Source organism: Undibacterium hunanense (assembly GCF_014284335.1).
GTDB classification, from domain to species: Bacteria; Pseudomonadota; Gammaproteobacteria; order Burkholderiales; family Burkholderiaceae_D; genus Undibacterium; species Undibacterium hunanense.
On record NZ_JACOGF010000009.1, the window covers coordinates 232,279 to 252,158 of the forward strand.

The following is a 19,880-nucleotide window of genomic DNA, read 5'->3' on the forward strand; positions in this document are numbered from 1 at the left end:
GAGGTAACTACTAAATTCAGAGATTCAATTTTTGAAGAGCAATGTAGACGATATCGTTGGAAAATTTGTTTAGCCTAAACCGATCTAGATTAAATGCATACCTATTTTACTAATTCAATAGATCCACATGTCAAAGTATTTGGCATGTGGAAATAAATGTTTAATGCTACATAGGGCCAATTTCAAGCATTTCCGCATGCGCTGCTTTTACATTCTTATTGAAAATATGTTGAAGGGCAATAAGTTCGTCATAGGTGCCGGTTCCTGTGGTCATCATTTTCTCGAAGTACGTCGGAATTTTTTCTGCACTTTTTTTTACATCAGCCCCAGTTTTAATTGCGAAAAGACTCATTCGATCAATAGCGAGAATAAGTTCCGATATACTCATATTGAGCTTGTAGCGCTCGTCTGTAAGCTCGCTTTTGAGGGCAGTTATCCGGTCACACTCCTTCTCTTGCTCAGTAATAAAAAACAGAATTGACATATACCTGTCTGTGGCAAACGTAAATTCTTGGCATTTGTCATAGAAATTGTCGGCCCATTTGACCTTGAATTCTGATGAGCGTGCTAGTTCACTTTTTTGTTTTTCTATGCGTGTTGTAATAAGAAAGCCTATCCATATTAGCGCTATGGGGATTGCTAATTTTGCGATTGCATCTACTAAGTCTTTGGTCATGGAGTCCATTAAAGTGCCTTTCATATGAAAAACTACATAGTTGTAATTAAAGAATAACTGTTGTGGTTGTCCTTAGAAAATTCCAATTTGTTTATTTTTGTTGAGGAGGGCGTCCTTTTAAATTGCTTCTATTGACATGGCTTAAGCCTGAAGTGAGAAGTATTTTAACAACATTATTAATGTCTATCAGTATTTATAAAAAATAAATATACTTGCTATATTTAATGAATGTCAAATTCAGTTTTAATGCTCAAAACTGCAATGAGGTAAGCTTTTTGTATTTAGATACAAAAATAAACCGTACTCTTTAAATTAAGTTTACGGATGTGTGGCGTCAGCGTTAATCCCTCTTCGCTAGACATGAATTAGTTCCTTATTGGTCGTCACAGGAATTTATATCAATAAAATCATTTCTGGTTTTTTTCTTAACAGACATTAAAATTACGCCTTGTGTTGTATTTGGTACGCGTAGACAGTTCGTGCACCAAATTCAATCAGAATTTTAAGAGTGTTTACTCTAGAGATGAAATTTTCGCTATTCAGCAAATTGCGTAAATGACATACTACTCATTGAGTTTTAGAACGCTCGTTCCATTTTATTTTGGACTTCGGTGGTTCTACTGACTTCCAAAAAAAATACTTAACAGGAGACAATAATGCGTCAAATCCATATAGCGCTGGGTCTGCTTTCGGCTGCCGTTCTTTCGGCTTGCGGTGGCGGTGGTAGTGCTGGTCCAACAATCGATACAACACCTGCGCGTGGTACGCTGGTTGCCAATCCCCCTGTCCTGGTGCCTATTCCTCAGGCGAGCGGCCCGGCATTGACCAAACTTGATCCAGTCGTCTTCAAGGCTTCGCTGGATGCAGCAAAACCTGGTCTGACCCAGATCACTGGCGCACCCAAGTGCGAAATCAGCACCTACTACATGAAGTACACCACTGTTGGCGGCGCAAACGAAGCGACTGATGCAACTGGCGCCATCATGGTACCGTCTGGCACGGATGCTGCCTGTACCGGCCCACGTCCTGTGCTGTTGTATGCACATGGCACGACAGTAGAAAAATCTTTCAACATGGCCAACCTGCGTGACAACTCGGAAGCCACTCTGCTGGCAGCCATGTATGCCGCACAAGGTTTCATCGTTGTTGCGCCTAACTATGCCGGTTACGATACCTCGGCACTGAGCTACCATCCTTACCTGAATGCTGAACAGCAAGCCAATGACATGGTGGATTCCCTGCGTGCGGCACGCAAGGCATTCGGCTCTATCGGTGCACAGGATTCCGGCAAGCTGGTCATCAGCGGCTATTCTCAAGGTGGCCATGTGGCCATGGCGACACAGCGTGCTATGCAGACTACCTACGCGTCTGAATTCAAGGTAACTGCCCTGGCAGGTATGTCCGGTCCTTACGCCATGTCCCTGTTGGGTGACGCAACGTTTGCCGGTAGCCCGAATGCGGGTGGTACGGTGTTCATTCCTCTGATCACGACCAGTTGGCAAAAATCCTATGGTGGTTTGTATGCCAATCCGAATGAAGTCTATGAAGACAAATACGCAACCGGCATCGAAACCTTGTTGCCAGGCGCGCTGACTTTCAATGACCTGTTCACGACAGGTAAATTGCCAGCGTATGCAATGTTTGCCAAGGATTCTCTGCCAGGTCCTTCATCTGCTGCCTTCGCTGCTTTCTTCGGTGACGGTAACCTGGTGAAAACCAGCTATCGCAACACCTATCTGGCTGATGCACAGAAAAATCCTTGCAACGTCAATCCTGCAGATCCTTTGAACTGTACGCCTGCCAATCCTTTCCGTAAGGCTGGCGTGAAGAATGACTTGCGTAACTATGTGCCTACCGTGCCGGTGTTCCTGTGCGGCGGTAATGGTGACCCTACCGTGTTCTTTGCCAGCACCCAGGCAACGGCAGGTTACTTCCAGGCTAAAGGTTTGCCAGCAGCAGCGTTGACAGTGCTGGACGTGGATTCCGCTCCAACCAGCGCAGCAGATCCGTTCGCTGCTGCCAAGGTCGGTTTTGGTCAAAGCAAAACGGCAGCGATCAATGCAGCCATTGCCGCCAAGCAGGATCCAGCTACAGCTGTCGCCGCTGCTTACCATGGCACGCTGGTTCCACCGTTCTGCAACGCTGCAGCACGCGCCTTCTTCCAGCAAGTTTTGGCTAAATAAGAGGAGACGCCATCATGAAAAAAATACAAATCGCTATCGCCGTTGCACTGGGTCTGGCTTCTGTCTCCGCCATGGCATATGACAATACGGTACGTGCCGGTATCATCAATGTGCAGGTGCATTCCGAGTCTCCTGATTTCACCAGCAATGGCCCGGCTTTCCTGACGCCACAACCGGCAGGTCTGACTGTTGGCAATGCAACGACAGTTTTGCTGGGATACACGCGCCGGCTCAATGATAATTTTGACTTTGATTTCCTCGCTGGTATCCCGCCGGAGCATGATGTCAAAGGCCGTGGCACGCTGGCACCTTATGGCACGATTGCCAAGGTTAAACAACGTGCACCGACTTTCTTCATCAACTACAACTTCGGTGCACCAACCAACGCATGGCGTCCGTATGTAGGTTTGGGTTTCAATTACACCCAATTCTTTGATGCGACATCCACCGCGGTCGGCAATATCGCAACAGGTGGCCCAACCAAGATTGATTTGAAGGATTCATTCGGTCTTGCAGGGCAGGTTGGTATCAGCTACAAATTCAGTGATCGCTGGTCTGTCAATGCGTCTATCGCTGCGGCAGATGTCAAGACTGATATGAAGGCCACAACCGGCAGCATAGAACGTAAAACCACCATCAATTTCCGGCCAGTTGTATATGGTCTGTGCGTGGGTTACAGCTTCTAAGATTCTTCTTCGGTAGTGTGAAAAAGGGTTCCAATGTTTCATTGGAACCCTTTTTTCTTGCAAATCTGTATGTGGCAAACGCAGTCCTGGCATTGGTAGCCATTGGTAGCATTTGTAGCACTTTTGGCGCCCATAATGTCGTAGCGCCAGCAGTATCCGCAGCATCCATGATGCGGGTGATTTCATCGGGCCTTCCTGTATCACGCTGGCTCACCTCGCATGCAGACCTGGTCTGCAATCCATCTATCCCTGTCAAGAAATGCATTCTGACTATTCTTGGATTGCTCCAGCACATTGTGCTGAAATGATATATGATGACCATCATGCAGAATAAATCGACAAAATTAAAAGCCACCGGACGCAAAGAAATTTCACACGAACGTATCGTTGAAGTTGCTGCGCGTGCCATACGGCGCAGTGGTTACGATGGTACTGGCGTCGCCGACATCATGAAAGAAGCGGGATTGACGCATGGCGGTTTCTATAGCCACTTTGCGTCGCGCGAAGCATTGCTTGCCGAGGCTGCGGATCGTGCCGGTGCCGAAGCGGTGGCAGCCTCGGCACAGATTGCCGCTGCCGTGCCGCCTGAACAGGCTTTGCAGGCGCTGGTACAGGCTTACTTGTCGAAGGAGCATTTCGACAGCATAGAGAGGGGTTGTCCCGTTTGCGCGCTGGGTTCGGAGATGCCCAGGCAGGCACCAGAGGTGCGGCGTGCTGCTACCCGTCGCATCAAGGAAATGATTGATGTCGTTGCACGTCAATTGCCAGACTGGGGCCAGCCAGGCGCACATGAGCAGGCACTTATGGTGGTCGCTACCATGGTCGGTACGCTATTGTTGGCGCGCGCCGTTGACGATACCAGGCTGTCAGACAGTTTTCTCGACGCTGCGCGGGAAAAGATCACATCTGGTTCATGATTGATGCCGGTGGATGTACGCCGGTTTTTGTTTGTCTTAAAATATGATGATCATAATATTTTGATTAAAATGAAGGTATTGCAATCCCTTAAGTACATAGTCCATATAGATTGGAGAGCATGATGAGCAACAAAATAGCATTGGTTACCGGTGCCTCACAGGGCATAGGCGAAGCGACTGCCAAACGACTCGTGAAAGCAGGTTACACGGTTTATGGCACCAGCCGCCGGGGTGCTTCAGGTGATGAGCGATCATTCAACATGTTACCGCTGGATGTGACCAGCGATGAGTCGGTCGAATCAGCCATCAGTGAGGTGATACGTTTGAGTGGGCGCATAGACCTGCTGGTCAATAACGCCGGGATAGGCATCGCCCCTGCTGGCGCAGAAGAGGTCTCGATTGCGCAGGCCCAGGCGATTTTCGATACGAATTTTTTTGGACTCCTGCGTGTGACACGCGCAGTCGTGCCTTATATGCGACATCAGGGGGCGGGGCGCATCATTAACATTGGCTCGGTACTCGGTTTTTTGCCCATGCCTTACGGTGCTCTGTATTCCGCAACCAAGCATGCGGTGGAAGGTTATTCAGAATCCCTGGACCATGAACTGCGCACCTGGGGCATCCGTGTCATTGTGCTTGAACCTGCCTACACCAGGACCCCATTCGACGCCAACATGCTGGAGCCGGACACCAAGCTGGACGAATATCGCGAAGTGCGTGCTGCGGTGAATAAAAGGGTGAAAGAAGTCATGGCAACGGCAGAGGGACCTGAAGTCGTGGCCGAAGCCGTACTGAAGGCAGCGATAGCACATCATCCCAAGTTACGTTACACCGCAGGTAGCCTGGCCAGTCGCCTGCGCCTGCTGCGCACATATGCACCTGCTGGCCTGATGGATGCTGGCATACGTAAAGACCTGCGGCTTGAAGCCTAGGAATATTCATATTTCTGTTGTTCAAAGACGTAGGATAACGCAGACCTGAAATGCAAGCGCTTTGGCAGCAATATCTGTTGGCCAGATATTTGACTGCAAGCATATTTAATCCGATTGGAACCAGAATTATGATGAAAGCTTTTATTATCGACAGTTACGGAAAAAAGACTGAGGGCCGGATTGGCTCTATGCCGGTTCCGGATATCAGGCCGGATGAAGTACTGGTCCAGATCCACGCGGCTGGTGTCAATCTGCTGGATTCCAAGATCAGGAATGGCGAGTTCAAGCTCATCCTGCCTTATCAGTTGCCGCTTGTTCTGGGCCATGATGTGGCCGGGGTCGTGGTTAAAACAGGACCTCAGGTACGGCAATTCAAGCCAGGTGATGAAGTGTATGCCCGTTCAGATGACCTTCGTATCGGTGCTTTCGCGGAATTGATTGCCATCAAAGAAGATTCACTGGCGCTGAAACCAAAAACGCTCAGCATGGAAGAAGCGGCGTCTATCCCTCTGGTGGGTTTGACAGCGTGGCAGGCGCTGATAGAACAAGCGAATTTGAAGAAAGGGCAAAAGGTATTCATACAGGCCGGTTCTGGCGGTGTCGGCACATTTGCGATTCAATTGGCGAAGCATATCGGGGCAACAGTGGCGACCACCACCAGTACCGCGAATATTGATCTGGTGAAGAGCCTGGGCGTAGATATCGTTATTGATTACAAGAAGGATGATTTCGAAAAAATCCTGCGCGACTACGATGTGGTTTTAAACAGCCAGGATGGAAAGACACTCGACAAGTCTTTGCAAATACTCAAAGCTGGTGGGAAACTGATTTCAATATCCGGACCGCCGGACATTGATTTTGCGAAAAAAATTGGTGCACCATGGTTTGTACAATTCATCATGCGGCTGTTGAGTTCTGGTGTCAAAAGAAAAGCCATGCGTCGACATATCGACTATTCTTTTCTGTTCATGAGAGCGCACGGAGCGCAGCTACGCGAGATTGCCGCGCTCATCGATTCCGGGGCCATACGTCCGGTTGTGGACAAAATCTTTCCATTCGAGGCAACGGGCGAAGCCATGGCGTATGTTGAAAAGGGCCGCGCCAAAGGCAAGGTCGTTATCAGGATTCGATAACTCGCTTGCCCTTTTCAGGCATTGGAAAATGTTGATGAGAAGGACAGATGTGTGGCAACGACGGCTTAACTGGCCACCTGGTTGCGCCCAGCCGCCTTGGCGCGGTAAAGTGCCGCATCGGCGGTGCTGATGAGGGCATTGCTGTCCTGACCGGGTGTCAGTGTCGCCACGCCAAATGAACCGGTGATATGCGGCAGGATTTTTTGCCGGTCGCTAAATATCTTTGTTTTACCCAGACGGTTACATAGCCGCTGGGCTACACCCATGGCTGATTTATGACTGGCACCAGGCAAGATCACCATCATTTCCTCGCCGCCATAGCGGGCAGCAAAGTCACTGGGGCGCAGGCCTGCATTCAAGACCTTGGCGGCGGTTTGCAAGGCGTCATCGCCCAGCAGGTGACCATATTCATCATTGAAGCGTTTGAAGTGATCCAGATCCACCATGATGATGCTGAGTGGTGCGCCGGCAGCATGGGCATATTCGATCATGCCCGGCAATTGTGCATTGAGCCAGGCGCGATTGTGCAGGCCTGTCAGGCCATCCACCATGGAAAGCTGGCGATAAAATTCACCGACTTTCTGGCGGTTGCGTATCTGTGCATTCGCCGCCCGGATACGGAAGGACAATAACTGCAGCAGATTGCGGGCAACGCCGTTGGATTCATCGATGAGCTTCCACAGGGTTTCAGCTTCAATCAGCAATAACTCGCTGTCGCTGATGGCAGAGATGGTGGCCGAATGGATTTCTTCATCCAGCACCGATATCTCACCCACGCATTCACCAGGCAGGTATTGGGTAATGGTGTTTTCCAGATGATTGCTTTTTTCGGTCAGGCGGCTGACACCCAGCGCGCCTTTCAGGACGATGAATAATCTGGCGCCGGAGCTATTGGCATCCAGCACGATCTGGCCGGTACGGGCCTTGACGACCTGACAGTCCTTGATGATGTCGGCGATCAGTTTTCGGTTTTCTTCGTTGATGTCACGAAACAGGTGGATATCTTCTATGCGATAGTCCGTTGATCTGAAAAGCATCAGGTGTTCCAAAATTGTTTTATCCAGATACATGGGCCAAAAAGAAAAAGTCAGAGTACGATCTGATCCAAAGCATCGAAACGCATTTCAGTTTCACGAAATATGCTTATATAGTCAGTTTCACTAAGCCCTAGCGTATCCCAAGCAGCCTGTGACAGCAAGGGGAGCATGTCGTTTTCTTCCGCAGACAGGTCCAGGGCATGCACGATGGCATTGGCCACATGCACGACCGAAGCCAGCGCATGCAGGTTTTCCTGCTCGGGATCATGGTGACCACGTATGGCATCGCACACTGCTTCTGAAAAACGCCATTGATGCGCCAATGCCAGGCCGGCAACGACATGGTCAATATGCATGATGCGTCGTTCTGCTTCCAGCAGGTGACAATCATTTGCTGCTTTATAGTCAAGTACCTGATTGTAGTTGTCAGGATAGCCAGTCACCAGCACCAGCTTGCCTATATCGTGCAGCAAGCCTGCAGTAAACGCAAAATCATGCTTCATGTGCAAGGCCCGCGAGATCAGTTCGGCACAGATGGCCGTTCCTATACTGTGACGCCAGAAGGCCCGAAAATCAAAGGCAGGGCATTTGGAAGTTGGAAACTTGTCGCTTAAGATGGTGGTCCGTATTAAATTTTTTACATTTTTCACCCCCAGCATGGCCGTTGCCTGCTGCAAGGTCACCACTTTGGAATTATTCCCGTAGTAGGATGAATTGGCCAGACGCAATAGTTTGGCCGAGACAGAATGGTCCATGGCCACTTTTTCAGTGATCATATCCAGGCTGCTGTCTTCATCTTCCAGGTCTTGCAGCATTTCCATGGCCACTGCTGGCAGGGTAGGCAAGTCCTTGATATGCTTGACCACATCTTCCAGATGTACCTGATACTCGCTCGTGTCATTCATTGATAGTCACCATGGCGGTAATGGAAGACATATGCTTTCAACAGGCTGGCGGGTGCACTGTCGGGAGCGTGGCGGAATAGTCGTTCCAGGCGTGCCAGCCTGATTTCGCGTTCTTCGGTTTCTTGCTGTTCTGAGACTGGAGCAGCAACGATGGATAGCTGGTGTATTTCGTGGTGAGCGATGGAATGCAGCATGTTCTCCGTCAGCGTTACGCCAGCTGGCAACAACACATGCCCCACCTTATCAAGCAGATCATCTGCCAGCACAGCACCTGCGGTGACTTTGGAAAGCGCTACATAATGGGTACGTTTATTCATATCCGCTGCCTCTGTTCGTAAGATTCCAGCCAGGCTTACAGCCTGAGTATGTATTTGCAGTGTAATAAAAAATTGCGTATTTGAAAGTTTCTTTTGAATAAAAATGTCCTGCTGTCATTTCAGAGTTCAGAGTACTCGCTGCTCACTGCTCATTGACTTTGTATATACTACACCCGGGATTGATACCGTGTCAGGCAAGCTACAGGCACTGCAATCAGTGCGCTGATTGATTCGTTGTGGTTTGTCCTGAGCACATTCTTTTGAGTGCATGGCGGCCCAGGTTTTAGTAATAGCAAAAAAACTGCAAAAACAGCAAAAAACAGGAAAAATCATCAGAAACTTTATTAAAAGACGCCCCAGGCTGTTGATCACCCTTGGTTTGGGCACCGTGGCAGCGCTGGCCCTGCCGGGGACGACACCTTTGGTGACGCGGGCACTATGCGGCTGGAACGTGGGGGTCTGGCTCTATCTGATCTCGATGGGATGGCTGATGATGCGCGCTGACAAACAGGCTGTGCGCAGGATGGCGCAGCAGGAAGATGAAAGTGCCGTTGCAGTGCTGGTGATTCTGTCGCTGTCGGCGACCATCAGCCTGCTGGCCATTATTCATGAACTGTCAGGCATGGCCGGGCTCAGTAGTGAAGTCCGGATAATGAAATACCTGTTTGCCGCTTCAACTGTGCTTGGTTCCTGGGCCTTGCTGGGAATTGTCTTCTGTTTTCACTATGCGCTGCTGTTTTACAATTCACCAGAGAAAAAACGCGCCTTGCACTTCCCGGATGACGAGGAAATGCCGGATTTCTGGGATTTCCTGTATTTCTCTTTCACCATTGCGGTCGCTGCACAAACTTCGGACGTGTGTGTCATGAACCGCCAGGTGCGCAAGACGGTGCTTGCTCAATCTGTGTTGAGCTTTTTCTTCAATGTGGCCGTCGTGGGCTTTTCCATCAATATTGCGGCTGCCCTGGTTGGTAACTAAGGTGGTATTTACTACCGCCAGTGATGGTGGTGGTCGCGTCGTTCTTCGCGCCATTCACGTTCATAGCGTCTTTCCTGGTGCCAGCCATGCCTGTCGCGCCATGGGCGGCCATAGGTCTGTTCCACATATACATGCTCGACATACGGTGTGGCAGAACGCAATACGATAGGTACGCCACCGAATCGTGTATCCACATTCACAAAGTAAGGCAGGCGGCTACCGGTCTCCCAGCCACGGCCATTCGTCCAATACCAGGCGCGGTGATCGGGTGAGTAATACACCTGGTGCGAAGGGTAATACACATAGTTGTAATTGCGTACTACATGATGTGGTGGCGGATAATTGCGCCAGCCACGGTCAAAATCATGTGCAGCAGCTATTCCCGTGCCGGCAGCGTACAAAACTGCTGCAGACAACAGGCATTTCATCAGTAAGCTGGTTTTCATGACACCACCTCTTATTTGTTGCGATGTTCATATAACGCAGGCCCGCGCAGTTACGGCTACATGAATTTGTATATGAGGTGGAAAAACTGCAACAGGATGTTTCAGGTATGTCTGCCGTCTATGACAGGGAATGAAATTTTCATACTACGGTAAAGGCTTTTCATGATAAAAAGCTTGCACTCCTACATCAAACTCAGGTCAAACTGACAAGTCATGCTACTTAACTATATCTGGACCGGCTTTTTTCTGATTGGCTTCATTGCCGCCCTGGTGCAGTGGCTGGTGTTTGGGGATGTGGAAGTGTTCAAGCGCATCATGGATGGAACTTTTGATTCTGCGCGCATCGGCGTTATGGACATTGCCTTGCCGCTGGCTGGTGTCATGACCCTGTGGCTGGGCATCATGAATATTGGAGAAAAAGCCGGGGCCATCGATTTTATTGCGAAACTGATCGCGCCGTTTTTTGCACGTATTTTCCCTGGAGTACCAAAAAACCATCCGGCCAATGGTCACATGGTGATGAATTTCTCCGCCAATCTGCTGGGACTGGACAATGCCGCTACACCATTCGGCCTAAAGGCAATGGAAAGCCTGCAAAGCCTGAACCCCAGCAAGGAAGAAGCCACCGATGCGCAGATCATGTTCCTGGTCTTGCATACATCCGGGCTGACACTGATACCGCTGGCCATCATGGCGCAACGTGCGGTGCTGGGGGCAAAAGACCCATCAGATATTTTTATCCCTTGCATGATCGCCACCTATGTCGCCACGGTGGTTGGTCTGGTGGCTGTGGCCATCAGGCAGAGTATCAACCTGTTCGATAAAGTGATACTCGCCTGGCTCGGTGGTCTGAGCAGTTTTATCGTTGCCATGGTCTGGTATTTAAGCCAGCATATGACGCGGCCAGAGATTGAAGTGTTTTCCAAGGTCAGCAGCAATCTTTTGCTGTTCACCATCATCGTCAGCTTTATAGTGGGGGCGATGCGCAAAAAGGTGAACGTATATGAAGCCTTTATCGAAGGGGCCAAGGGCGGCATACAGACATCGCTGACGATTATCCCGTATCTGGTGGGTATGCTGGTGGCAATTGGTGTCTTGCGCAATTCCGGGATACTGGGTTTTGTCGTGTCCGGCTTTAACTGGCTATTTACGCAGATGGGAGTGAACACGGATTTCACCGCTGCCCTGCCGACAGCATTAATGAAACCGCTGAGCGGTAGTGGCTCACGTGCGATGATGGTGGATGCCATGAAGACGTATGGCGTGGATTCATTCGTTGGCCGTCTTGCCTGTATCTTCCAGGGTTCTGCCGATACCACGTTTTATATCGTTGCCCTGTATTTTGGTTCAGTCGGCATACGTAAGACCCGGTATGCCATTTCCATGGGCTTGCTGGCCGATTTTGCAGGTGTCGTGGCGGCCATATTTGTGGCCTACCTGTTCTTTCATTAATACCGCAACCCATCTGAAATGGCATGCATTTGCTGCATGCCGTTTCTGCTTCAGGGTTTGGTATTCAGGCGCAGTACGGGATATACCTGATAACGTTGGTCCCATGATGAATGGCGCTGGGCAAAAAATTCCAGGCGGGCAGCAGGGCTTTTGGCAAATTCTGGCTCGTCGGCAATTTTCTTTTCAAATGCAGCTTTCAGTTGGGTATCTGCGGCAAGTTGCTGGCGCGCGACATCTTCTGCCACATAGGCTTCCATATACTCTTTTCTTTCAAATACACCGTTAAACCAGCCCCAGTTGACCAGGGCATCTGGTGCAGATGGCTCAAACAGGGCTGCCACCAGGCGCGCTTTTGCCTGGGCAATTGGAATAAACAGCGCTCCCTTGCGCAGGGTTTGCGTTTTACTTTCCCACTGGCCCTGCAATTTCAGGGTCTGGCGTCCTTCAAATGATTGCGGCTGCAAATTCACTTTGCTTGCCTTGAACTGTTCAGTGTCGACATTGCCCAGTTCTTTCTGAATGATGCTGTACTGTATGCCATGCTGCTGCAGTTTTTCTTTGACCGCTTTGCTGTAGGCGACGGGTACCAGGTAGCCAGCCTTGGGCAGGGTGACCGTGGTATCAGGCAGAATTTCATCACGTAATTTGACGTTCCATACCTGAGGCGTGCTTTCATCGTAACGTGTCATCAAGGCACCTGACACATCCGACATGTTGCGAGTATAGGCATAGCCACGGAAGGCAATATCCTTGCTCTTGTCGCTGGTTTTATAAGTTACAGCCAAAGTCTGCCCTGCCATTTGCGCAGCACGCTGATCTGCCGCCTGCGCAGTCTTCAGCCATGCTTCACCATGTTGTGCAACTTGCTCCAGCACTGAAATAATGGTGTTATGGGTGATGCGTACGCGGGTAGGGTAATCTTTCCATGAATGTGTTTCCACCAGCATGCCAAAGCGATTGCGCAAGGGCAGGTAGCCATTCGAAAAACGTGGTGGCGCCACATTGTCGACAAAGCCAGACATGGGATCGTCTTCGCGTGTAAATGTCATGTAGAAAGACAATGGCAATGAGCCCTGTTTTGCCAGGTCAGCGATGACATTGTCACGCAAGACTTTGCCTGCCTTGCGCAGGTCTTCATCGCCAGAATTGACAGGTTCGACCTGGATGGAAATATCATGTTCAAACTTGGCACCATCGGTCACATGCAAATCGATGACAGCCAGCGGATTCCAGGTATTGAAAAGTGCCAGCATGGCTTGCATTTCAGCAGAATCGGCTTTCACGTAATCGCGATTCAGATTGAAGTTTTGTGCTGTCGTGCGCCAGCCCATTTCTTCCGGCCCACGCTGATTGGGGCGATTCCATGCGCCGAAACGTTCATGTCCATCAATATTGAATACCGGCACAAACAACAGTATCTGGTGATCCAGCGCATGTGCTGCAGTCTTGTTGTCCAGCACTTCACGCAAGGCCAGGAAACCGGCGTCCTTGCCATCAATTTCACCGGCATGAATGCCGCCCTGTATCAGGGTGACAGGCAGGTTTTTCTTTGCTGCTTCGGCAGGCTGGAAGACACCTGTACGTGTCGCCAGTAAGGCCAGCATGGGGCGGCCTTCTGGTGTGCGTCCAAATTCCAGGCAGCGCACTTCTTTGGGATAATTTTTCTGAAACGCCACACACAGCTTTTCCACTTCTTCATAGCGGCCGGTTTTCAGAAAACCGGATTGCTCTGCCACTGTGGTGAGCAGATTATTACCTGCAAGGGCAGGTGACAGCGGCAGGGTGCTGACCAGCAGCCCGGCCAATCCTGAATAAAGAGGGGTTTTGATGAAAGCAGCTAATGATTTCATGATGAAGTTAACGGTAAATTGTTCAGGCAGCCGTAATGCGCTGTTGCCACCAGATGGCTTTGTCTTTCAATTGTGCTGCGTCCTGGTTCAGTAACTGGCGTTCTGCCATCAGGCAACGGCCATTGACCCAGACGTGGCTTATTTGCTCGCGGCCAGCCGCATAGACGATTTGTGATACAGGATCAAACAGGGGCAGGGTTTCAAGTGCCGACAGGTCAATCGCGATGATATCGGCCAGCTTGCCGGCAACCAGGCTACCTATCTGCTTATCCATACCTAAAGCACGGGCACCAGCCAGGGTCGCCATTTCCAGCGCCTTGCCTGCATTCAGGGCGGTCGGGTTGTTTGATACGGCTTTTGCCAGCAGGGCCGCCATACGCAAGTCACCCAGCAGATCGAGTTTATTATTGCTGGCTGCGCCATCTGTACCTATGCCTACATTCACGCCTGCACTTTGCATGGCGTGGATGGGAGCAAAACCGGAAGCCAGTTTCAGGTTGCTGGCAGGGTTATGCGCAATGTGCACCCCCTGTTGTGCCAGCAATTGAATTTCATCTTCATTTGCATGCACCATGTGGGCAGCTATCAGGCGTGTCGACAGCAAGCCCAGTTGATGCAGGCGTTGCAGGGGGCGCATGCCGTGATCACGCAGGCTGTCATTGACTTCATCCATGCTTTCATGAATATGGCAATGTATGCCCATGTCATGCTTGTCAGCCAGGGCGACAATTTTCTTGAAGGTGATATCTGACACCGTATAGGGGGCATGTGGTGCCAGCCGGAACGCTACGCCACTCTGGCCCTGGAACGCCTGCTGTGCTGCCATGGCCTTGTCAAGGTAGGCATCGGCATCAGCCGCATAGCCGGTAGGAAATTCGAGTACGCTGCAACCCACCACGGTACGCATACCGGTATGCAGGCCCGCACGTGCTACGGCTTCATGGTGGAAATACATGTCGTTGATAGTGGTGGTACCGCCGCGCAACATCTCTGCCATGGCATAGACGCTGCCATCAAACACAAATTCTTCCGATACGTGTTTCTTTTCTGCTGGCCAGATATGGTTGTTCAGCCAGTCCATCAGGCTCAGATCATCCGCCAGGCCACGCAACAGGCTCATGGCGGAATGGCCATGCAGATTGACCATGCCGGGCATGAGCGCATGTTCCGCCAATTCTACATGCTGGGCATCAGGATATTGTTGCCGTGCGTCTGCACTGCTGAGTACAGCCAGAATTTTTTCATCCTGCATGACCAGCGCATGATTTTGCAGGACAGTGGCGGCCGGTTCTATGGGGATCAGGTATTTGGGATGTAGGCAAGTCTTCATTTTTTACTCCACGATTGATCATGCATTATAACTAGAACTCATTTCATCAATAGGGTGAGATGCGTTTGCACGATAAGCATGGATGGCAAGGGGTAGCAGGAAGTGTATTTTATGCCGCCCAGAGGAGTGTCGTGCAGTGTACACAGCGTGACACAGTGGACCGCGATGGGCGCAATGGTACACATGGCTGGCGTTTTAAAGAAAAAGGTGGAACAGGGCACGACCAAATCCACCTTGTTATGAGTTACAGGATGCCGTTTTCGCGATAAGCCTGGTTCTTTTCAACGCGTGCATAAGACAGGCGGGAAAGATCGATTGTTTCCTGATGGCCCTTGACTATCATCTCCGCAATTGCCCGGCCAGCGGCTGGTGCATGCATCATGCCGTGACCTGAAAACCCGGCGGAAACGTAGAAATTATCGAAGTGGCCCTTCCAGTTACCAATGATAGGATTACCGTCCAGCTCGCACTGTTCATACAGGCCAGACCAGGTGCGATGGCATTTGCTGCCTTCAAATGCCGTTGGGAAGCGATGTGCCAAAGCCGGCCACACAACACGTTCAAAGTAATCATGGTCCACGTCGAAGTTGAAGCCACGTGCCTCGTCAGAGTTGACCAGCCCACCCGAATAACCCACACCTTCAGGACGGAATGCCAGCCGCGCAGTGTCTTTCACATACGGTAGTGGTTCAATCTTGTTTTGGCCGGTGAAGTAATGTTCAAAGCGGCGCAGTGGGCTGACAGGCAAATGCATGCCTATCATGTCGCAGATCTGGCTGGCCCACGGACCTGCGGTATTGACAAAGTAATCCGCAGTGACTTCCCGTTGGCTGGCCAGGGTGGCGCTGGTGACGGCATGCCTGCTCGAACCCAGACCGACGACCTTGTCCTGGATGTAGTCTACACCCAGGGAACGCGCCTTCTTGCGTACGCCTTGCAGGAAGCTGGATGGATCACACCAGCCATCTCGCGGTGAATAGGCGCCGCCATCCAGATCTTCGACGTTCATGGATGGGAAATGCTTGAGCAATCCCTGGCGATCCAGGATGTGGATTTCAGCACCGAGTGCGGTTTGCGTTTTTTCGTTTTCTTCTATAACGCGCATATGTTCACCCTGGACGATGAACAGATAGCCTTGCTCCTTCCAGTCGATATGGGCAACGTCACCATTGACCGCCATTTTCACTGGAAACTGCTTGATAAAATCGATGCTGAAGTTCGACATCTGAATGTTTTCGGGACAGGAAAACAAGCGCCTGGCGCCACCAGATGCACGCAAGGTGGATGCAAATTCATAGGTAGGGTCAGGCTCGATCACGGCGATTGTCATGCCAGGGCTGGCCTGTTTCAGGAAGTAAGCCGTACACGAACCGACGATGGCTCCACCAATGATCACCACGTCATAGTGGCTGGTATTTAAAGCATCCATGGTAAACCTTTGTTTAAAAAGAAGATTTCATAGGGTTTGCGCTAGACTCCCCCGGCTGCATTGGGGGAGTCTGGTCGTACTGAAATACGGTCTTCGTCGTCTCGCCAGGGTAAGCCGGGAAAACTTTGCGGAAATCCTGTTTCAATTTGTCTGACAGCAGAAATAAAGGTGATGAAAAATTGTATCTTAAATTGGATCCAATAATGTATAATTTTTTTGAATTGTTTAACTTGTAAGTTATTTAACCAAAGAAATGAGCACGTATGAGCAAGCCAACTTCAGACCAGATTACCTCTTCATTGAGAAAGAATATCTATGAAGGCGTTCTTTCGGCGGGTGTTCCTTTGAAACAGGAAGAGCTTGCCGATCAATTTGGCGTCAGCCGGATTCCCATCCGCGAAGCACTCAAAAAGCTGGAAGCCGAAGGCCTGGTCAGGCATGAACCGCATAAGGGTTCCGTGGTTACCACGCATTCGATTCCTGAAATCATCGAGATGCTGGATATACGCATTGGCCTGGAGACAAGGGCATTAAGACTGGCCATGCCGAATATGACACAAGACCATCTTGATCGATGCCAGGCCATTCTTGAGCGTTACGATCATGCGAGCAAGCCCAGTGTCTGGTTTGCACTCAATCTTGAATTTCATCTGACCCTGTATAGTGCGGCGAAAAAACCACGTCTGATCAAGATGATTGAAGACTTGGTGCTGGGGACGCAGCGCTACACACGGATCTACATCTCACACATACTGGGGCGCGAACAGCCACAACGTGAGCATTATGAAATTCTTGAAGCATTGCGTGCGGGTGCGGAAGAAAAAGCCATCCGTATGCTGGAAGAACACATTGCACATACACAGCGCGCTATTCTTGCAGCACAGGACGATTGAGTTGTTGGCTGTGGTATGTAAAAACACCGCAGGTGTAATCTCATGCAGGCATGACAGGCATCAAGGGAAAATGCCATAATAGAGCGAGTCCCAGGCAGTGCTGTTGCACAGATTTACTGCCGTGGAGAGACGCGTGAGCGACATGTAAAAGACATGTGATAGACATGTGAGACACACATAAGCATTAACAAGCATTGATCGGAGATGACATGGATTACCTTATTCCCCCTCAGCCCCAGGCTGCTGTTCCGGTGGCTGGCAGCACGGCCTTGTTCCCTGTACACAGGATTTACTGCGTTGGCCGCAATTATGTAGAGCACGCAAAAGAAATGGGCGGAACCGGTCGTGAGGCACCGTTTTTCTTCATGAAGCCGGCTGACGCGATCGTGCCTGTCGCTTCTGGTAACGTGGGGGAAATGCCTTATCCTTCCATGACCAGCAATCTGCATCATGAGGTCGAGCTGGTGCTGGCCATAGGCAAGGGCGGCAAGGATATTCGTGAAGAAGATGCACTCAGCCATATCTGGGGCTATGCAGTTGGCCTGGACATGACACGTCGTGATTTGCAGGCTGAAGCAAAAGCGCAGGGACGACCATGGTGTACATCCAAAGGCTTTGATTTTTCTGCACCCATCGGTGCCATTCATACTGCTGATACGGTATCCGGTATGGAACAGGCGAGCATACGGCTGGACGTAAATGGGGCAACCCGTCAGGACAGTGATACCGGCAAACTGATCTGGAATCTGTCTGAAATCATTGTCTGCCTGTCGCAGTTGTATACCTTGCAGCCTGGCGATCTGATTTATACCGGCACACCCGCAGGCGTTGCAGCCGTACAGCGTGGTGATTTGCTTGAGGCCAGTATTGCCGGCCTGAGTGACTTGAAAGTCAAACTGGTTTAAGTGGCGGATATATGATGAAACTTTATGGCTATTTCCGCAGCTCGGCATCGTATAGAGTAAGAATTGCGTTGAACCTGAAAGGACTGGACTATGAACAGGTGGCCGTGCATCTGGTGAAAAACGGGGGCGAGCAATTTGCCCCGGCTTACCGCGCACTCAATCCCGATGCACTGGTACCTGTTTTGCAGGATGAGTATGAAGGCCATGCCGTGACGCTGACGCAATCCATGGCCATGATTGAATATCTGGATGAAGTGTATCCACAGCCCGCCCTGTTGCCGTCGAGTGCAATAGAACGTGCACATGTACGTGCATTGGCTTTGTCCATTGCCTGCGAAATCCATCCAGTCAACAATTTACGGATATTGCGCTATTTGACTGGAACTTTACAGGTAAGTGATGATCAAAAGAATGCCTGGTACCGGCACTGGTGCGACGAAGGCCTGAAAGTGCTGGAACAAAAGCTGGCGACGGATGCGCGCACCGGACGTTTCTGTTTTGGTGACGAACCAGGCATGGCGGACTGTTTCCTGGTGCCGCAGATTGCCAACGCCCAGCGTTTCAATTGCGATTTATCGGGCATGCCGGTGTTGATGCGCATACACCAGGCTTGCCTTGAACATCCGGCTTTCATCAAGGCAGCACCAGCCAATCAGCCTGATGCTGAATAATGATGAACCGAGTCGCGACGACATTAAGTAATTGTACGTAGATGGCAGCGTGCCGGTGCAGAATGACGGTATAAAAATATAAAAATATAAAAGACAAGGGCCTCTATTGAGGCCCTTGCTGTATGTATATGGAGGGGGGGCAGATTCAGTTGGGTAATTCGGAATCGTCGCTGTCAATCTTGAGGGTGTCGTTCAAAACGGAAATCAGTAGCGAACGTGTGAGTTTGGATTTGGTGGTGTAGCCATCAATCGCAAAAGCCTCGCTGACCTGTTGTTCTGGTGCATAGCCTGGCTGTCCGGTACGCAACACAATACGCAAATTGGTCAAGCCCATTTCATTACGTATCACGCTGACGAGTTTCAAGCCGGCATCGACGGTTTCCATCACCACATCCAGCAGCACCAGAGCGATATCTGGGTTGTTGCCGATGACGGCACCGGCTTCTTTTGCCGAGTAAGCATGCACAAACTCCAGTGGTCGACCGTGGATTTTTACGCCGCTGAGCGCCAGCAAGGTCGTATCGTGGACATTGCTGTCATCATCCGCGATCAGTATTTTCCACGGATGTAATTCAATCCTGGGTTGTAATGATTCTTCGTCTTCTTCAATAAAATCAATAATATCATCGTCCTGGGTGCTGCCAAGTGCAGCGTCGGATGAAAATTTACCATCCAGATACGAAAAAAAACCATTACCCGATGATCTTTCATTTTTTGCCATCGCATCACAAGCCATGACGGCGGCATAAAGATCATTTTGTAACAAGCCGGGTGTTCTACTGTGTTGATTCTTCATCAGTGCGCTCCCTGTTGCTTGAATTGTCTTACTTCTCGTTTAATCTTATGTGAAGCGCTCAGCTTAATCAAGCTTAAAGAAATGAAATATGTTAAATAATGACTATTGCAACACAGTACGTTGATGATTGTTGAACTGGCCCTGTGATCTGATTAAATCAGTGCAGGAAAACAGGCTGGCAGAGTCAGATGCTATGCAATGAGACTACGCAGCCACATGCCCTGGTGATCATCTGTTGGTAAAGGCCGGTGGTCTGCACGGCTAAAGTGCAGATCGGCCTTGCATTTGTTAACAATCCATTGCTTTGAACCGCCAATTAAATTTGCAGACAAGTGCTGGTATT

General features: G+C 50.2%; 19 protein-coding genes. 10 read left to right on the forward strand and 9 right to left on the reverse strand.

The features are described 5' to 3' along the window. Window positions 1-166: 166 nt before the first annotated feature. Window positions 167-685 (reverse strand): hypothetical protein, encoded by a 519-nt coding sequence (locus tag H8L32_RS18130; protein WP_186948665.1) that lies wholly within the window; start codon window positions 683-685, stop codon window positions 167-169. Window positions 686-1,332: 647 nt separating this feature from the next. Here H8L32_RS18130 and H8L32_RS18135 point away from each other — a divergent pair. The 5 genes from H8L32_RS18135 (at window position 1,333) to H8L32_RS18155 (ending at window position 6,527) form a co-directional block, all read left to right on the forward strand. Further along, complete coding sequence (locus H8L32_RS18135; RefSeq protein WP_186948666.1) at window positions 1,333-2,859, forward strand: alpha/beta hydrolase; 1,527 nt, start codon at window positions 1,333-1,335, stop codon at window positions 2,857-2,859. A 14-nt stretch (window positions 2,860-2,873) separates the two neighbouring features. Beyond that, on the forward strand, window positions 2,874-3,545 hold the full coding sequence (locus tag H8L32_RS18140; RefSeq protein WP_186948667.1) for an OmpW/AlkL family protein: 672 nt from the start codon (window positions 2,874-2,876) through the stop codon (window positions 3,543-3,545). Between the two features lie 311 nt (window positions 3,546-3,856). After that, the gene (locus H8L32_RS18145; RefSeq protein ID WP_186948668.1) at window positions 3,857-4,462 is read left to right on the forward strand and encodes a TetR/AcrR family transcriptional regulator; all 606 of its coding nucleotides are present in this window, start codon (window positions 3,857-3,859) and stop codon (window positions 4,460-4,462) included. A 122-nt stretch (window positions 4,463-4,584) separates the two neighbouring features. Next, window positions 4,585-5,394, forward strand: coding sequence for an oxidoreductase (locus H8L32_RS18150; RefSeq protein WP_186948669.1), 810 nt, complete (start codon window positions 4,585-4,587; stop codon window positions 5,392-5,394). 131 nt (window positions 5,395-5,525) lie between these two features. Further along, window positions 5,526-6,527 (forward strand): NADP-dependent oxidoreductase, encoded by a 1,002-nt coding sequence (locus H8L32_RS18155; protein ID WP_186948670.1) that lies wholly within the window; start codon window positions 5,526-5,528, stop codon window positions 6,525-6,527. A 65-nt stretch (window positions 6,528-6,592) separates the two neighbouring features. On the opposite strand, the gene H8L32_RS18160 is transcribed toward H8L32_RS18155, so the two are convergent. The 3 genes from H8L32_RS18160 to H8L32_RS18170 are packed head-to-tail and all read right to left on the reverse strand — an operon-like array spanning window position 6,593 to window position 8,786. Then, the gene (locus H8L32_RS18160) at window positions 6,593-7,564 is read right to left on the reverse strand and encodes a GGDEF domain-containing protein (protein ID WP_230412294.1); all 972 of its coding nucleotides are present in this window, start codon (window positions 7,562-7,564) and stop codon (window positions 6,593-6,595) included. A gap of 50 nt (window positions 7,565-7,614) precedes the next feature. Continuing rightward, window positions 7,615-8,469 carry an HDOD domain-containing protein gene (locus tag H8L32_RS18165; protein WP_186948671.1) on the reverse strand — a complete coding sequence of 285 codons (855 nt, stop codon included), beginning with the start codon at window positions 8,467-8,469 and terminating at the stop codon, window positions 7,615-7,617. Continuing rightward, a complete protein-coding gene (locus tag H8L32_RS18170; protein WP_186948672.1) occupies window positions 8,466-8,786 on the reverse strand; it encodes a hypothetical protein in 321 nt (106 codons plus the stop codon). The genes H8L32_RS18165 and H8L32_RS18170 overlap by 4 nt, the downstream gene beginning before the upstream one ends. Before the next feature lie 364 nt (window positions 8,787-9,150). On the opposite strand from H8L32_RS18170, the gene H8L32_RS18175 reads away from it, so the two are divergent. After that, window positions 9,151-9,765, forward strand: coding sequence for a DUF1345 domain-containing protein (locus H8L32_RS18175; RefSeq protein ID WP_230412295.1), 615 nt, complete (start codon window positions 9,151-9,153; stop codon window positions 9,763-9,765). Window positions 9,766-9,776: 11 nt separating this feature from the next. On the opposite strand, the gene H8L32_RS18180 is transcribed toward H8L32_RS18175, so the two are convergent. Continuing rightward, window positions 9,777-10,211 carry a hypothetical protein gene (locus tag H8L32_RS18180; RefSeq protein ID WP_186948674.1) on the reverse strand — a complete coding sequence of 145 codons (435 nt, stop codon included), beginning with the start codon at window positions 10,209-10,211 and terminating at the stop codon, window positions 9,777-9,779. Between the two features lie 213 nt (window positions 10,212-10,424). Between H8L32_RS18180 and H8L32_RS18185 the strand changes: the two genes are divergently transcribed. Next, on the forward strand, window positions 10,425-11,663 hold the full coding sequence (locus H8L32_RS18185) for a nucleoside recognition domain-containing protein (protein ID WP_186948675.1): 1,239 nt from the start codon (window positions 10,425-10,427) through the stop codon (window positions 11,661-11,663). 50 nt (window positions 11,664-11,713) lie between these two features. Here the strand turns inward: H8L32_RS18185 and H8L32_RS18190 are convergent, their stop codons facing one another. The 3 genes from H8L32_RS18190 to H8L32_RS18200 form a co-directional block, all read right to left on the reverse strand. Continuing rightward, window positions 11,714-13,513, reverse strand: a complete 1,800-nt coding sequence (locus tag H8L32_RS18190; protein WP_186948676.1) for a M14 family metallopeptidase — start codon at window positions 13,511-13,513, stop codon at window positions 11,714-11,716. Between the two features lie 22 nt (window positions 13,514-13,535). Continuing rightward, window positions 13,536-14,843 carry a TRZ/ATZ family hydrolase gene (locus tag H8L32_RS18195; protein ID WP_186948677.1) on the reverse strand — a complete coding sequence of 436 codons (1,308 nt, stop codon included), beginning with the start codon at window positions 14,841-14,843 and terminating at the stop codon, window positions 13,536-13,538. Between the two features lie 244 nt (window positions 14,844-15,087). Beyond that, window positions 15,088-16,272: an NAD(P)/FAD-dependent oxidoreductase gene (locus tag H8L32_RS18200; RefSeq protein WP_186948678.1), complete on the reverse strand. Its 1,185-nt coding sequence runs from the start codon at window positions 16,270-16,272 to the stop codon at window positions 15,088-15,090. A 263-nt stretch (window positions 16,273-16,535) separates the two neighbouring features. Between H8L32_RS18200 and H8L32_RS18205 the strand changes: the two genes are divergently transcribed. The 3 genes from H8L32_RS18205 (at window position 16,536) to maiA (ending at window position 18,741) form a co-directional block, all read left to right on the forward strand. Beyond that, the gene (locus tag H8L32_RS18205) at window positions 16,536-17,165 is read left to right on the forward strand and encodes a GntR family transcriptional regulator (RefSeq protein ID WP_186948679.1); all 630 of its coding nucleotides are present in this window, start codon (window positions 16,536-16,538) and stop codon (window positions 17,163-17,165) included. Window positions 17,166-17,374: 209 nt separating this feature from the next. Beyond that, window positions 17,375-18,070: a fumarylacetoacetate hydrolase family protein gene (locus tag H8L32_RS18210; RefSeq protein ID WP_186948680.1), complete on the forward strand. Its 696-nt coding sequence runs from the start codon at window positions 17,375-17,377 to the stop codon at window positions 18,068-18,070. Window positions 18,071-18,084: 14 nt separating this feature from the next. Continuing rightward, on the forward strand, window positions 18,085-18,741 hold the full coding sequence (maiA, locus tag H8L32_RS18215; RefSeq protein ID WP_186948681.1) for a maleylacetoacetate isomerase: 657 nt from the start codon (window positions 18,085-18,087) through the stop codon (window positions 18,739-18,741). Window positions 18,742-18,886: 145 nt separating this feature from the next. Here maiA and H8L32_RS18220 read toward each other — a convergent pair whose 3' ends face one another. Further along, entirely contained in the window at window positions 18,887-19,537 is a 651-nt protein-coding gene (locus tag H8L32_RS18220; protein ID WP_186948682.1) for a response regulator, read from the reverse strand. Window positions 19,538-19,880: the final 343 nt, after the last annotated feature.

Excerpts from the sequence above, each read along its gene's own strand:
- H8L32_RS18155 (WP_186948670.1), top strand. The coding sequence starts at position 5,526 with ATGAAAGCTTTTATTATCGACAGTTACGGAAAAAAGACTGAGGGCCGG.
- H8L32_RS18220 (WP_186948682.1), bottom strand. The coding sequence starts at position 19,537 with ATGAAGAATCAACACAGTAGAACACCCGGCTTGTTACAAAATGATCTT.
- H8L32_RS18135 (WP_186948666.1), top strand. The coding sequence starts at position 1,333 with ATGCGTCAAATCCATATAGCGCTGGGTCTGCTTTCGGCTGCCGTTCTT.
- H8L32_RS18200 (WP_186948678.1), bottom strand. The coding sequence starts at position 16,272 with ATGGATGCTTTAAATACCAGCCACTATGACGTGGTGATCATTGGTGGA.
- H8L32_RS18130 (WP_186948665.1), bottom strand. The coding sequence starts at position 685 with ATGGACTCCATGACCAAAGACTTAGTAGATGCAATCGCAAAATTAGCA.
- H8L32_RS18195 (WP_186948677.1), bottom strand. The coding sequence starts at position 14,843 with ATGAAGACTTGCCTACATCCCAAATACCTGATCCCCATAGAACCGGCC.
- H8L32_RS18185 (WP_186948675.1), top strand. The coding sequence starts at position 10,425 with ATGCTACTTAACTATATCTGGACCGGCTTTTTTCTGATTGGCTTCATT.
- H8L32_RS18210 (WP_186948680.1), top strand. The coding sequence starts at position 17,375 with ATGGATTACCTTATTCCCCCTCAGCCCCAGGCTGCTGTTCCGGTGGCT.
- H8L32_RS18145 (WP_186948668.1), top strand. The coding sequence starts at position 3,857 with ATGATGACCATCATGCAGAATAAATCGACAAAATTAAAAGCCACCGGA.
- H8L32_RS18190 (WP_186948676.1), bottom strand. The coding sequence starts at position 13,513 with ATGAAATCATTAGCTGCTTTCATCAAAACCCCTCTTTATTCAGGATTG.
- H8L32_RS18180 (WP_186948674.1), bottom strand. The coding sequence starts at position 10,211 with ATGAAAACCAGCTTACTGATGAAATGCCTGTTGTCTGCAGCAGTTTTG.
- H8L32_RS18150 (WP_186948669.1), top strand. The coding sequence starts at position 4,585 with ATGAGCAACAAAATAGCATTGGTTACCGGTGCCTCACAGGGCATAGGC.
- H8L32_RS18165 (WP_186948671.1), bottom strand. The coding sequence starts at position 8,469 with ATGAATGACACGAGCGAGTATCAGGTACATCTGGAAGATGTGGTCAAG.
- H8L32_RS18170 (WP_186948672.1), bottom strand. The coding sequence starts at position 8,786 with ATGAATAAACGTACCCATTATGTAGCGCTTTCCAAAGTCACCGCAGGT.
- H8L32_RS18160 (WP_230412294.1), bottom strand. The coding sequence starts at position 7,564 with ATGCTTTTCAGATCAACGGACTATCGCATAGAAGATATCCACCTGTTT.
- maiA (WP_186948681.1), top strand. The coding sequence starts at position 18,085 with ATGAAACTTTATGGCTATTTCCGCAGCTCGGCATCGTATAGAGTAAGA.
- H8L32_RS18205 (WP_186948679.1), top strand. The coding sequence starts at position 16,536 with ATGAGCAAGCCAACTTCAGACCAGATTACCTCTTCATTGAGAAAGAAT.
- H8L32_RS18140 (WP_186948667.1), top strand. The coding sequence starts at position 2,874 with ATGAAAAAAATACAAATCGCTATCGCCGTTGCACTGGGTCTGGCTTCT.